Source organism: Mesorhizobium sp. P2_C4, from assembly GCF_056404575.1.
The window spans coordinates 600,952-614,232 of sequence record NZ_JBFUDT010000002.1; the positions used below are offsets into that span (position 1 = coordinate 600,952).

Annotated in this window: 12 protein-coding genes; 11 read left to right on the plus strand and 1 reads right to left on the minus strand. The window is 62.7% G+C overall.

The features are described from left to right. Nucleotides 1–683: 683 nt before the first annotated feature. Entirely contained in the window at nucleotides 684–1,469 is a 786-nt protein-coding gene (locus AC1DX6_RS09220; RefSeq protein WP_477312444.1) for a hypothetical protein, read from the minus strand. 309 nt (nucleotides 1,470–1,778) lie between these two features. Here AC1DX6_RS09220 and AC1DX6_RS09225 point away from each other — a divergent pair, with 309 nt between their 5' ends. The 11 genes from AC1DX6_RS09225 to AC1DX6_RS09275 all read left to right on the plus strand — a co-directional run bounded on the left by AC1DX6_RS09225 (nucleotide 1,779) and on the right by AC1DX6_RS09275 (nucleotide 13,270). Beyond that, complete coding sequence (locus AC1DX6_RS09225; RefSeq protein WP_477312446.1) at nucleotides 1,779–2,669, plus strand: helix-turn-helix domain-containing protein; 891 nt, start codon at nucleotides 1,779–1,781, stop codon at nucleotides 2,667–2,669. A 250-nt stretch (nucleotides 2,670–2,919) separates the two neighbouring features. After that, nucleotides 2,920–3,243 carry a hypothetical protein gene (locus tag AC1DX6_RS09230; RefSeq protein WP_477312448.1) on the plus strand — a complete coding sequence of 108 codons (324 nt, stop codon included), beginning with the start codon at nucleotides 2,920–2,922 and terminating at the stop codon, nucleotides 3,241–3,243. 527 nt (nucleotides 3,244–3,770) lie between these two features. Further along, the gene (locus AC1DX6_RS09235; RefSeq protein ID WP_477313657.1) at nucleotides 3,771–4,721 is read left to right on the plus strand and encodes an NUDIX hydrolase; all 951 of its coding nucleotides are present in this window, start codon (nucleotides 3,771–3,773) and stop codon (nucleotides 4,719–4,721) included. Between the two features lie 66 nt (nucleotides 4,722–4,787). Beyond that, nucleotides 4,788–5,762: a quinolinate synthase NadA gene (nadA, locus tag AC1DX6_RS09240; RefSeq protein ID WP_477312450.1), complete on the plus strand. Its 975-nt coding sequence runs from the start codon at nucleotides 4,788–4,790 to the stop codon at nucleotides 5,760–5,762. Further along, the gene (locus AC1DX6_RS09245) at nucleotides 5,759–7,297 is read left to right on the plus strand and encodes an L-aspartate oxidase (protein WP_477312452.1); all 1,539 of its coding nucleotides are present in this window, start codon (nucleotides 5,759–5,761) and stop codon (nucleotides 7,295–7,297) included. The genes nadA and AC1DX6_RS09245 overlap by 4 nt, the downstream gene beginning before the upstream one ends. A 2-nt stretch (nucleotides 7,298–7,299) precedes the next feature. Continuing rightward, nucleotides 7,300–8,154 carry a carboxylating nicotinate-nucleotide diphosphorylase gene (nadC, locus tag AC1DX6_RS09250; protein WP_477313659.1) on the plus strand — a complete coding sequence of 285 codons (855 nt, stop codon included), beginning with the start codon at nucleotides 7,300–7,302 and terminating at the stop codon, nucleotides 8,152–8,154. Between the two features lie 161 nt (nucleotides 8,155–8,315). Continuing rightward, nucleotides 8,316–9,257 carry a biotin synthase BioB gene (bioB, locus tag AC1DX6_RS09255; protein ID WP_477313661.1) on the plus strand — a complete coding sequence of 314 codons (942 nt, stop codon included), beginning with the start codon at nucleotides 8,316–8,318 and terminating at the stop codon, nucleotides 9,255–9,257. Further along, complete coding sequence (locus AC1DX6_RS09260; RefSeq protein WP_477312454.1) at nucleotides 9,254–10,393, plus strand: 8-amino-7-oxononanoate synthase; 1,140 nt, start codon at nucleotides 9,254–9,256, stop codon at nucleotides 10,391–10,393. The genes bioB and AC1DX6_RS09260 overlap by 4 nt, the downstream gene beginning before the upstream one ends. Further along, the gene (gene bioD / locus AC1DX6_RS09265; protein WP_477312456.1) at nucleotides 10,390–11,025 is read left to right on the plus strand and encodes a dethiobiotin synthase; all 636 of its coding nucleotides are present in this window, start codon (nucleotides 10,390–10,392) and stop codon (nucleotides 11,023–11,025) included. Before AC1DX6_RS09260 ends, bioD begins: the two co-directional genes overlap by 4 nt. Continuing rightward, nucleotides 11,025–12,290 (plus strand): adenosylmethionine--8-amino-7-oxononanoate transaminase, encoded by a 1,266-nt coding sequence (locus tag AC1DX6_RS09270; RefSeq protein WP_477312458.1) that lies wholly within the window; start codon nucleotides 11,025–11,027, stop codon nucleotides 12,288–12,290. The genes bioD and AC1DX6_RS09270 overlap by 1 nt, the downstream gene beginning before the upstream one ends. Next, a complete protein-coding gene (locus tag AC1DX6_RS09275; protein ID WP_477312460.1) occupies nucleotides 12,287–13,270 on the plus strand; it encodes a beta-ketoacyl-ACP synthase III in 984 nt (327 codons plus the stop codon). The genes AC1DX6_RS09270 and AC1DX6_RS09275 overlap by 4 nt, the downstream gene beginning before the upstream one ends. Nucleotides 13,271–13,281 lie beyond the last annotated feature (11 nt).

The following is a 13,281-nucleotide window of genomic DNA, read 5'->3' on the forward strand; positions in this document are numbered from 1 at the left end:
ATTCGTGCCGTTCCACTCAAAACCATGACATGTCTGAGCCGATCATTTCCCCTGGAATCCAAAGAGACAGCCCAGGCACCTTGGTATCGACTCGACCGACTTGGTTGCCACGAGATCTCTCGGGTTCCAGGAGTTGGTGTCAGCACAGTCATGGCCTCTCCAGGAAATCAATCGGCCCCACAAGGCACGATTGCTGCAGGGCGCTCGATGTCCTCTGCACACGTTTCTGGAATGGTCCTGCCCGTTCATGCTCCCCACTCGCCGTTGGTCGGCGATACGCCCGCGCTGTTTGGTCTCGCGCAATTCATATTAAGCTATAGCTAATACAACCGTACCGCTATCCACTTTGCGCAAAGGACGTATTTTTTGGCCTCCTGGGCCTGCATCGTCGCAGAGACGCACCGCTCAGCCTGGACGAACCTGCCTATGCAGCCTTGGGTTATGTCCGGCCGCAGCAACTGCCAGCAAAAAAATGGAATCCGGTCCACGGCACGATCGTATCAGCGGTGGTCCGCACCAGCGGCCAAACCGAAATTGCGCTACTTCGGCATCCCTTCCAGGCTGCGAGGGAAGACGCTTTTCAGACGTGGCGCAAAATCAGTACGCCATTTCAACTATGGGAGCGAAAGTAGTCCGGCACTAAAACGCAGGCGCCGCCACCAATCGACCACTTCATGTCAATTCTATTGGGCGGCCGCGAATTGATAAGTGAACCCAAGCATCGGACCCTGCTGAGTGAGTTTGTTCACGAAGCCGTCGTGGCTATAGTTGTCGTGCACGGCCCGATAACCGACGAACATCGACATCTTGTCGTTGAACTGGTAGCCGGCACCGCCCATCACATCCCACATCGATTTGGATCCTGCGCCGAAACCACCGACGAGAGCCCAGCCGGCGAGGTAAATCCCATTGCCAACATTGGCCTTGATTTTGGCGCCGATCACCGGATCGACCCACGTATCGCCATCACTCGCTGAGCTGCCGTCAAGCGCGCCGCCATGGAAGTCGAAACTGTTGTCGACCGACCAGAGGCGGACGCCGGCCACCAGATCGAAATTCGTCCCATCCTGATAGTAAACGCTGTAACCACCGAGCGCGGTGCCCATGAAGGTGCTCACCGTCGCGTCGATGTTGGAGGCTAGGACTCCTCTCGGGGTGCCTATGTTGGCGTCGAGCTTGGCGTACACTATGTCCGTGCTGATTGTGAAAGGCCCGTTGCGAGCTTCCGTAAGCCCCATAAAGCCGAATTGAAGGTTGTTCAGCACGTCGCTGAAACTTACGTCGACATCCTGAGGCGGGAATCCGAAGAGGCCGCTTTCGCCCTTGATTCCCGATGCCCACAAATACGGGGCGACGGTGAAGGTCCAACCTTCATCCTGTGGCTTGGCGATGTCTGCTGCAAAGGCATTGGCCGCACCAAGTACCAATACACCTGCCGTTGCGAGGGCGGCCAAACGAAATTTCTTCATCATCGTCCCCATTTGTCGTTTTTACTGCCCGATTACGCCAAGCAGAGACTCCTCTTCCATACTGGATGGACCCTCGCTTTGCGCTCTGTCAACTTGGCCGCACGGTCTATCCCCACTAAGCCGTTCGTCGGGGCACCTAAGTGCCAATTGATCTCGCGCAATTTGCGCTTCAGCTATAGCTAATACAATCGTTCTTCTATCCACTTTGCGCAAAGGACGCCTTGCTTGACCACGTGGCCTTCATCGCCTTCGTACAGGGATGTGCTACTTGGCCCTGACGACCTTACCAGCGCCGCCTCTGGTTTGCCCGTGAAGGTCGATAGGCTTTCCGCCGGCTGGCTTCCCTCGCGCATCCGGCAAATCCAGTCCCCCGGCAAGTGGGCGCTCGACCTGCCAGAATTCAACTGCGCCTTCCGCGCCAGCGGCGGTTTCGATCCAGGCTCCGTGGCGTTAGTGGCCATCGAGCGAGCCTGTGGGTCGACAATATGCGGCATTCCGCTCGAAGACGACTTGATCCTGGCAATTCCTGCCGGCACGAGCGTGACGGCAACGGTCCGGCCCGGCCTCACTTACGCGGTCGCCATTGTTCCGACCGCGACCTGGATGGAAATCCAGTCGGTTGTCGCGGGGATGGTTTTCGAACAAATCAGCGATCGCCCAGCGGCAGTTCGGCTCACCACCGACGAAGCGCAAAGAATCCGACGCCAAATGAAGTCGATTGCAGACCGCCTCGGGACAGTTGCAGGCGGTTCGGTTCTGCCGGAGCAGCCTCCAAGTGCGTTCGTGGAATATCTAGGGGTGGTGGCTGACGCCTTCGCAGGCGTAGATAATCGTGAGACTGAGACCGCCGGCTCCGCGAATCGTCATCTTAGACAAGCGTCGGCGGCCGAGGATTTCATTCGTGCTCATATCCGGGAAGACATACCCATTGTTCGACTGTGCAAGGAAATTGGTATCAGCCGTCGACAGCTCGAGTATGCCTTTCGAACCACGTTCGCTGTAACCCCGCTCGAATTCATCAGAGCGCTCCGCCTCAACGAAGCCAGACGGCTCCTTACCACGGCACGTGCCAACGGCTTGAGTGTTACAACGATCGCTATGGATGTGGGGGTCACCCATCTGGGCCGCTTCGCCGCGAATTATCGCCTATTCTTCGGCGAGTCTCCTAAGGAAACAATTCAGCGTGCCGGAAGGTCGTGACGGGGCTTAACGTGCGCCGAGAAATGCGCCGCGTCGTCATCGCAAGCAGTTCGATGGAATTTGCGCAATCCGGATAGAAGTCGCGCTTGCGAATTGGTATATTCCAACTTGCTAATAATACACACCTCCGGCCCTCAAGGTCGGAAGCGGACCGGTTCGATTTCGGTTCGGCACAGGCTTGCTTTGGGCGCGTGGCGCATCGGCCGGAAATAAAAACGCAGGCAGCGGTGGAGCTTTGGGAGGACGTAGAATGACAAGACCTGGCTTGAGACTGACCGGCGCTGCCGGAATCGTTGTCGCCTTGATTTTTGCAGGACTTGTCGACGGCGTTGTACCGTTCGCCCCCTTCGTTAGCGACGCGCAGGCGAAAGTCGGCCGTCCGCTCACACCCGGCAGCGTCGCGGGCGTCACGAGGCGTACAACACGCCGCGTGATCCGCCGTTCGACCATTTATGTGACCCGGCTCCCCGCAGCGTGCGTGAAGACCACTATCAACGGCACCGTGCTGTGGCACTGCGGCAGCACGTATTATCAACCCTACGGCGGACGCTACGTCGTCGTGCTCATACATTGAGTGGGAAGTGACATGGGCTTCTGTGTAGCCGGTGTCCTGACTTAGGCCTGCCCGGAATTTGCAACGGCCAGTCGGGCGCGCTAGCACGCCTGGAGACGACGAGCGCGCCAAGACCATCGGTTTCGACGCCTTCGGTTGGCGCTCGGTTGTCCAATCCGCAGATCGAGCATTTAAGCCTACGGCCGAAATCAGAACCGGCCAAATTGCGCGTCGTTGGTGGCCATCTGAATGGAGAATTCGTCTCGAGGCAAAACAGTATGATAATCGTAGTCCACAAGGATCCGCTCGATACCCCACAGCTATCCTGGGTCACGTTGTGGCGATGAAGTTCTCGCGTTGGGCGTGCTTGGCCAGAAGCTCGTCGATTTTGATCCAGTGAGCAGCTTTGAACCGTCGGTTGCTGGCCCGTTGCCTTGGTCGAAACGTTGACTGCCGCAACGGCCCGGTTCACGCTCAGAATCACTCTTAGCCGCAAGGCAGACAATACCCACCGGGTTCGAGGACTACCCAAAAATAAGGCGGAAGACATTGTGAGGCAACCCGCAAAAAGCGGCCAACAGCATTTTATCGCGGCGGAACTGATTGCGGTGTTGGTCGCGGTGACGATTGGCCACCCGCGCGTCATGACCATCGAGCGTGGTCAATCCTTGCCTTCCGGCCCATTCGAACTTGGGCATCGTTCCCTCCAGTCGGGCCTGAGGGATTGGGTCGAACAGCAGACACGCCACCCGTTGGGCTATATCGAGCAGCTCTACACTTTCGCCGATCGCGACAGGACAGCAAACGGGAGCGCGCAACGCGTGGTTTCCATCAGCTATCTCGCCTTGGCTCGGGAGGAGCAGGCTGCACCTACCGACAAAGCCGCATGGCGCAACTGGTACGACTATTTCCCTTGGGAAGATCACCGTGCTGGTGTTCCCTCCGCATTACCGGACGTGATCGTTCCGCGCCTGAAGGCATGGGCGGATGCCGCCGACGATCGCCCTACGCACGATGACCGCTGGCAGCGAGCGGCGATCGCCTTCGGTTTTGATGGCTATGGCTGGAATGAGGAATTGGTGCTGCAGCGCTACGAACTGCTTTACGAGGCGGCGTTTGTCGAGGAAGCAGACCGCAACCACGGTCCAGACACTCTAGCGTCGGTCTTCGGCAGAGCCATGCAGGCTGATCACCGTCGCATTCTGGCTACCGGCATCGCCAGGCTACGCGCCAAGATCAAATACCGCCCCGTCGTCTTCGAATTGATGCCTGCGACGTTCACATTGCTGCAGCTGCAGCGAACCGTGGAGGCGCTGGCTGGCAGGCTCGTTCACAAGCCAAACTTTCGACGTCTCATCGAACAGCAGGATCTGGTCGAGGAGACCGGCTCGGTGACTTTGGAAACTGGCGGCCGGCCGGCCAAGCTCTTCCGCTTCCGCCACGGCGTTCTGGCGGAACGTGCCATTGCGGGAACAAAATTGCCACTTTCACGCGCTTGACTTTCCTTATGCTCAAGGTAAGTATATGCCCTAGTTATACTCACATCGAGAATATTGGTGCTAGCTATGCTGACCACCTCCGCACGTGCGACCGAGCTCTACGATCGGGTGCGGCGGGTCATTCCACCGATCGAATGGCCAGCCTTCACCGATGATATCGACGCCATCCTCGATCTGAAGCGGCAGCGAAATGCCGTCATCCTGGCGCACAACTACCAGACGCCGGAGATCTTCCACTGTGTCGCCGACATCGTCGGCGATAGCCTGGCGCTGGCTCGCAAGGCGATGACGGCCGATGCGGATGTCATCGTGCTGGCCGGTGTGCATTTCATGGCCGAGACGGCGAAGCTGCTCAATCCGCAAAAGACGGTGCTCATTCCTGACCTGCAAGCAGGCTGTTCGCTGGCGGACTCGATCACCGCCGAGGACATCCGGCTGCTGCGGCAACGCTATCCGGGCGTGCCGGTCGTCACCTACGTCAACACATCGGCCGAAGTGAAAGCCGAGTCCGATATCTGCTGTACCTCCGGCAATGCCAAGGCCGTCGTCGAGTCCCTCGGCGTTCCGCGGGTGATCATGTTGCCTGACGAGTATCTGGCCCAGAACATCGCCGCCCAGACCGAGGTGGAGATCATCGCCTGGAAAGGGCATTGCGAGGTGCATGAGCGCTTCACGCCGTCCGACATTCGCCAGTTGCGCGAGGACCATCCCGGGGTGACGGTGCTGGCGCATCCTGAGTGCCCGCCGGAAGTCGTCGCGGAAGCAGACTTCTCCGGTTCGACTGCCGCCATGTCGGATTATGTCGGAAGGCAAAAGCCGCCCCGCGTCGTGCTGATGACCGAGTGCTCGATGAGCGACAACGTCGCGGTCGAGCATCCCGAGGTCGAGTTCATCCGGCCCTGCAATCTGTGCCCGCATATGAAGCGGATAACGCTGACCAACATCCGTGCGGCGCTCGAGCAGAACCGCCATGTGGTGACCATCGAGCCGGAGATTGCCGGGCGCGCCCGGCTGGCCGTCGAGCGGATGCTGGCGGTATGAGCATGGACGTCCACCCTCTCGCCGGCCGGCCGGTAATTATCGGCGGCGGCATAGCCGGATTGATGACTGCGCTGCATCTGGCGCCCGAGCCGGTGCTTCTCCTGTCCAGGACGCCACTGGGTGCTGATGCTTCCAGCACCTGGGCACAGGGCGGCCTCGCGGCAAGCCTCGGCGACGACGACGATCCAGCACTCCACCTTGCCGACACACTCACCGCAGGCGATGGGCTTTGCGACAGGGAGATGGCGAGCCGCATCCTCAACGCGGCACCGGGCGCGATCGAGACATTGGCGGGCTTCGGGGTCCGCTTCGACCGCACGCCGGAAGGAACGGTGCGTCTCGGGCTGGAAGCCGCGCACAGCCGGCGCCGCATCGTTCATGCCGACGGCGACGGCAGCGGGCGCGAAATCATGCGCGCCCTGGTCGCGGCCGTTCGCTCGACGCCGACAATAGAGGTCATTGAAGGGTTCGAAGCGCGCCGGCTCGCCGTGGAGGAAGGCAAAATCGCCGGCGTTCTGGCGAGCGGTCCGACGGGCCCGGTGTTCTTCACCACGGGACGGGCCGTCCTTGCCACCGGCGGGATCGGCGGGTTGTTTCTCGACAGCACCAATCCTCTGGGCAGTTGCGGACAGGGCCTGGCGCTCGCGGCCCGCGCGGGGGCTGAGCTTGCCGATATGGAATTCATCCAGTTCCACCCGACCGCGCTTGATGGATCGAACCGCCCCATGACGCTGATCAGCGAGGCGGTTCGCGGTGAAGGTGCTGTGATCGTCGACGAGACGGGCCGACGTTTCCTCGACGGCTTGCGCGGCGCGGAACTCGCACCGCGCGACGTCGTCGCGCGCGCTGTCTGGAAGCACCTGGCAGATGGCCATCGCGTCTTTCTCGACGTGCGGGAAAAGCCCGGCCCGGCATTCGTGCGCCAGTTCCCGACGATCGCGTCGGCCTGCGCCAAGGCCGGCATCGATCCGGCGCGCGATCTCCTTCCCATTCGTCCTGCCCAGCACTACCACATGGGTGGGGTTTCAGTGGATCTGGCCGGGCGGACATCGGTTCCGGGACTTTGGGCTTGCGGCGAAGTCTCCTCGACCGGGCTGCACGGCGCCAACCGGCTGGCCAGCAACTCGCTGACCGAGGCCGTCGTCTGCGCGCGCTGGGTCGCCGAGAGTGTAGCCGGTTCGCCCGACAGCGGCGGAAAGCCAGCCATGGCACCTCACCTGCCCGCGCCGGACCCAAGGCCTGTGCGCCCTCACCTGTCGCGTGCCCTCGGCGTCATCCGGGATGGCGACGGGTTGAGGGAGGCCGCGCAGGCCTTGTTGCCGCTGGCTCAGCAGCACGATGCAGCATCCGATCCCGCCGCCGTCGGGCTGATGATCACGATTGCTGCCTTGCTACGCCGGGAGAGCCGCGGCGCTCATTTCCGGACGGACTTCCCGCATCATGCGGCCGTCGCCCGCCGCTCCCGAATCACGCTCGAAGCGGCCATTGCCGCAGCGCGGGATTTCGAACCCCTGCTGCTGGAAGACGTCACATGATGATGAACCTCTCGCCCCTTCCGGCAATCATGCTCGAGCCTCTGGTACGGGCGGCTCTGCTCGAAGACCTTGGTAGAGCCGGTGACTTGACCACGGATGCCATCGTGGCGAAGGAACGCCACGCGACGACCGTGCTTGCGGCACGCCAGCGAGGCATTGTCGCCGGTCTCGATCTGGCGATGCTTGCCTTCAAGCTGATCGATCCAAATGTCGAGATGACGGTGGAGCGAGCGGACGGCAGCGAAGTCGCCGCAGGAGAGACCATTGCGTCGGTGACCGGCCTGGCCCGCGCCATTCTCACCGCGGAACGGACGGCGCTCAATTTTCTCTGTCATCTGAGCGGCATCGCCACGGCGACGGCATCGGTCGTCGCGGCGGTCCGCGATCACGGCGCAAAGATCGTCTGCACGCGCAAGACGACGCCTGGTCTACGAGCCATCGAAAAATACGCCGTGCGTGCCGGTGGCGGATCCAATCACCGTTTCGGCCTCGACGACGCCATCCTGATCAAGGACAACCACATCGCCATCGCCGGCGGAATTCGCACGGCAATCGAGCGGGCCCGAATGAGCGTCGGTCATCTCGTCAAGATCGAAGTCGAGGTCGATACGCTGGCCCAATTGGAAGCGGCCCTGGCGCTTGCCCCTGACGCTGTCCTGCTCGACAACATGCCGATTGACGATTTGCGCCAGGCCGTGGTGATGGTTGCCGGCCGGGCGATCACCGAGGCGTCCGGCAGGATTACCGCCGCGACGGCGCCTGTCATCGCCGCGACCGGTGTCGATCTGATTTCAGTCGGCTGGTTGACTCACAGCGCCCCGATCCTCGATATCGGCCTCGATTACCGTGAGCTTTGATCGTGAGACCCTGACCATCTACACTCGACCCAGCTCCTCTCGACGGGGGCCGCCAGTTCAAAAGGCGCCCATGTCGCCACAACGCAAGGAACAGGATGGAAATGCACGCAGCGATTTCGGAAAAGACCGCGCCTGAAATTCAATCCCTCGGCGACCGCCGGATGTGGAGCCTTGAAGAGGCCCAGTCTCTCCACGACGCGCCCTTCAACGACCTGCTGTTTCAGGCGCAGACCGTCCACCGCCGGAATTTCGATCCCAACAAGGTCCAGCTCAGCCGGCTTCTCAGCATCAAGACAGGCGGCTGTCCGGAGGATTGCGGTTATTGCAGCCAGTCGGCGCATCACGAAAGCGGATTGAAGGCGTCAAAGCTGATGGAGGTCCGGCGCGTCATCGCCGAGGCGACCAAGGCGCGTGATGCCGGCGCCACCCGCTATTGCATGGGTGCTGCCTGGCGCAATCCCAAGGCGCGTGACATGGATGCAGTCGTGGCGATGGTCGAAGGTGTCAAGGCGCTGGGCATGGAAACCTGCATGACGCTCGGCATGCTTGACCTCGGCCAGGCGCAGCAACTGAAAGAGGCTGGCCTCGACTACTACAACCACAACATCGACACCTCCGAGCGCTACTACAACGAGATCATCTCGACCCGGACGTTCGCCGACCGGCTGGATACGCTGGCCAATGTCCGCGACAGCGGCATCAAGGTCTGCTGCGGCGGCATTGTCGGCATGGGCGAAGAGCCGGTGGACCGGATCGACATGCTGGTGACGCTGGCCAATCTGCCGGAATACCCGGAAAGCGTTCCGATCAACATGCTGATCCCGATCGAGGGCACCCCGCTTGCCGACGCCAAACCCATCGAGCCGATCGAATTCGTGCGCGTGATCGCGTTGGCGCGCATCATGATGCCGAAATCGCATGTCCGACTTTCGGCCGGCCGCACCGCCATGACCGACGAGATGCAGGCGCTGTGCTTCTTTGCCGGCGCCAACTCGATCTTCGTCGGCGACACGCTGCTGACGGCGAACAATCCAGGCGAGGACAAGGATAGCCTTCTGTTTCGCCGTCTCGGCATCGAGCCGATGGAACTCGAGGCGCAATGAACGGGGCACCGCTTGCCCGCTACGACGCGACCCTGCAGGGACTGGCGCGCAAGGACCGGCTGCGGACACTGTCGCCGCGCGCCGGCCTCGACTTCTCGTCGAATGACTATCTCGGGCTTGCCGCTTCCGGAAGGCTAGGCGATGCGGTGGCAGTGGCGATCGCGCAGGGCACGCCGGTCGGCGCCACCGGGTCGCGGCTGTTGCGCGGCAATGCGCCGGAGCATGAGGCTCTGGAGACTGACGCGGCGGTGTTCTTCGGAGCTGACCGCGCGCTGTTCTTCGGCAGCGGCTACATCGCCAACTTCGCTCTGCTGACCGCCCTGCCACAGAAGGGCGACCTTTTGGTCCTCGACGAGCTCGCCCATGCCAGCATGCATGAGGGGGCTCGTGCAGGCCGCGCCGAGTTCAAGCTGGCAACGCATAACGACGTCGATGCCTTCGAGGATGCGATTACGCGCTGGCGCGCCGAGGGCGGCACCGGGCGCGTCTGGATCGTGGTCGAAAGCCTCTTCAGCATGGATGGCGACCGCGCGCCGATGGAGGGCCTGGTCGCGCTTGCCGATCGGCACGAGGCGTTCATCGTCGTCGACGAGGCGCATGCTACCGGCGTCTGGGGACCGGACGGCCGCGGCCTTGCCGCCGCTTTCGAGGGCCGCCACAACATCATTGCGCTCCATACCTGCGGCAAGGCGCTCGGCGCGTCCGGTGCGCTGGTCACCGGGCCGGGACTGCTGTGCGACTATCTCGTCAACCGCTGCCGGCCATTTATCTATTCCACGGCGCCGTCGCCGCTGATGGCAGTGGCAGCGCGCGAGGCAATTGCCATGCTGTCCGATGAGCCCCAACGCCGTGTCCAGTTGCAGGAGCGCGTTGCCTTGGCGGGCCGCCAATTGGCCGAACGCTGCGGCGTGAAGGCCAGCGGCTCGCAGATCCAGCCCTTTGTCATCGGCGACGTCGGGCGCACCATGGCGGTGGCGGCAGCACTGCAGGCGCGCGGTTTCGACATACGCGGCATTCGTCCGCCGACCGTGCCCGAGGGCACGTCGCGGCTGCGCATTTCACTGACGCTCAACGTCAGCGAAGCCGACATTTCCGCCATGGTCGAGGCGCTCGTCGAGGTGTTGGCCTCGACATGACCAAGCGCATCGTCATCACCGGAACAGATACCGGCATCGGCAAGACGGTGTTTTCGGCGGGATTGGCCGGCCTGCTCGACGGCTTCTACTGGAAGCCGGTGCAATCGGGCCTCGACGAGGAGACGGACAGCGAGGTCGTCGCCCGGCTTTCCGGCTTGCCCGCCGGGCGCGTGCTGCCCGAAGTGTATCGCCTGAAGGAGCCGCTGTCGCCGCATCGTTCAGCCGAACTCGACGGCGTCGCGATAGACGTGGCAAAACTCTCGCTTCCGGACCTGCCGGGTCCGATCGTCATCGAAGGTGCCGGGGGTCTGATGGTGCCGCTCAACCGGCGCACCAAATTTATCGACATATTCGCTCAGTGGCGGGTGCCGGTCATCCTGTGCGCCCGTACCAAGCTCGGCACGATCAACCACACCCTCTTGTCGATCGAGGCGCTCAGGGCCCGTTCGATCCCGCTCATCGGCATTGCCTTCATCGGCGATGAGGTGGCCGATACGCAGAGAACAATCGTGGAATTCAGCGGCGTGCGCCAGCTTGGCAGGCTGCCGCTCATCGATCCGCTGACGAGTGAGACGCTGCGGGAAGCGATGGTTGCCGGCTTCGACCTCACAGCGATCGCGGGAGGCGAGTGATGTCGCAGTCTCAAGTCTGGCATCCCTTCACCCAGCACGCGCTCGAGCTTGCCATCCCTGAAATCGTCCGGACGGAAGGCGCCTACCTCCACAAGGCCGACGGCACGCGCATCCTGGATGCCATTTCCTCCTGGTGGGTCGTCACCCACGGCCACCGCCACCCCCGCATCATCAAGGCCATCGAGACGACCGCGGCGAGCCTCGACCAGATCATCTTCGCCGGCTTCACGCACGAGCCGGCCGAGCGCCTGGCCAAGGCGCTTGTCGGCCTCGCTCCGCCCGGCCTCGACTGGGTGTTCTATTCCGACAGCGGCTCGACCTCCGTCGAGGTCGCACTGAAAATGGCGCTCGGCTATTTCCGCAACATCGGCGCGCCGCGCTCGCGCATCGTCGTCATGGAGCACAGCTATCATGGCGACACGATCGGTACGATGAGCGTCGGCGCCCGCGGTGTGTTCAATGCCGCCTACGAGCCGTTGCTGTTCGAGGTCGACACCATCCCCTTCCCGGCCGCCGGGCGCGAGCAGGAGACGCTGGACCGGTTCGAGGCCGTCTCCCGCGACCGGCACGCCGCCGCGCTGATTGTCGAGCCGCTGGTGCTCGGCGCCGGCGGCATGCTGATGTATCCGGCCTGGGTTCTGGCCGAGTTGAAGAAGATCGCCGAGGCCTCCGGCACGCTGCTGATCGCCGACGAAGTGATGACCGGCTGGGGCCGCACCGGAACCATGTTCGCCTGCGAGCAGGCATCCATCTCTCCGGACATATTGTGCACCTCGAAAGGGCTGACGGGCGGCGTGATCCCGTTGGCCGCCACGCTTGCGACCGATGCCATCTTCCAGGCCCACTATTCCCAGGACCGCAAGAAGACCTTCTTCCACTCGAGTTCCTACACGGCCAATCCGATAGCCTGCGCGGCAGCACTCGCCAATGTCGAAATTTGGCATGACGAACCGGTGGCCGAGCGTATCGCGGTACTGAGTGCGCGACAGGCCGCCGGGCTTCGGCGCTTTGGCGACAATCCCTACTTCGCCGACAGCCGGACAACCGGCACGATCGCAGCCCTCGATCTGCGCACCGGCTCCGCCGGCTATCTGGCCGAGATCGGGCCGAAGCTGCGAGCATTCTTCCTTGACCGGGGGCTGCTCGTGCGCCCGCTCGGCAATGTGCTGTATCTCATGCCGCCCTATTGCATCACCGGCGACGAGCTCGACGGACTCTATGGCGCCATCGAGGAGGCCGGCGAACGCTTCGGCGCGAAGCCGTGAGCAGTTCGTCGCGCCTTCTCGGGTTCGGCCATCATGCGCCGGCACGCAAGGTCGAGAACCCGGAGATCGAAAACAGTCTCGGGCTCGAACCCGGCTGGATCGAACGGCGCACCGGGATACGGTCGCGCTTCTGGGCCACGGACGAAGACACTTTGTCAGGCCTCGCCACGCAAGCCGGCGACATGGCGCTGGCGAACGCCGGCATCGACCGCAGCGACATCGGGCTGTTGTTGCTTGCCACCTCGACGCCCGACCACCTTCTGCCGCCCAGTGCACCCCTGGTCGCGCACAAGCTCGGCCTTGGCCGCGCGGGCGCGGTCGATCTAACCGGCGCCTGCGCCGGTTTCATCTATGCGCTGATGTTTGCTGATGGATTCACCCGCCTGCACGGCAAAGCGAGCCTTGTCATTGCCGCCAACATCCTCAGCCGCCGCATCAATCCGGCCGAGCGCGCCAGTTCGGTCCTGTTCGCCGACGCCGCCGGTGCCCTGGTGATTGGTCCGTGCGAGGACCCTGATCGGGGCATTCTCGGTGCCTCGGTGGATTCCGACGGCTCGCGCTACGGGCTGATCCATATCCCGGCGGGCGGAAGCAACATCCCGTTCCATGGCGACCTCGACCTCGGGCAAACCCGCATGACGATGACCGACGGTCGCGAAGTGTTCGCCAAGGCCGTCGAGATGATGACCGATTGCTCGATGAGCGCGCTTGCCGCTGCCGGAGTGCGACCACAGAATGTCGGCAGGTTCGTGCCGCATCAAGCCAATGCCCGCATTTTCGATGCGGTCGGGAAAAACCTCGGCATAGCAGATCAAGCAATCGTCAAGACGATCGCCGAATACGGCAACTCTTCGGCCGCAACGATCCCCCTCTCCCTGTCGCTGGCCAATCTGACGGAGCCGTTTCGGTCGGGCGAAAAAGTCCTTCTGGCGGCGGCGGGTGCGGGTCTCAGCGGCGGAGCGCTCGTCGTCGGAATTTAGCGACCGACGGG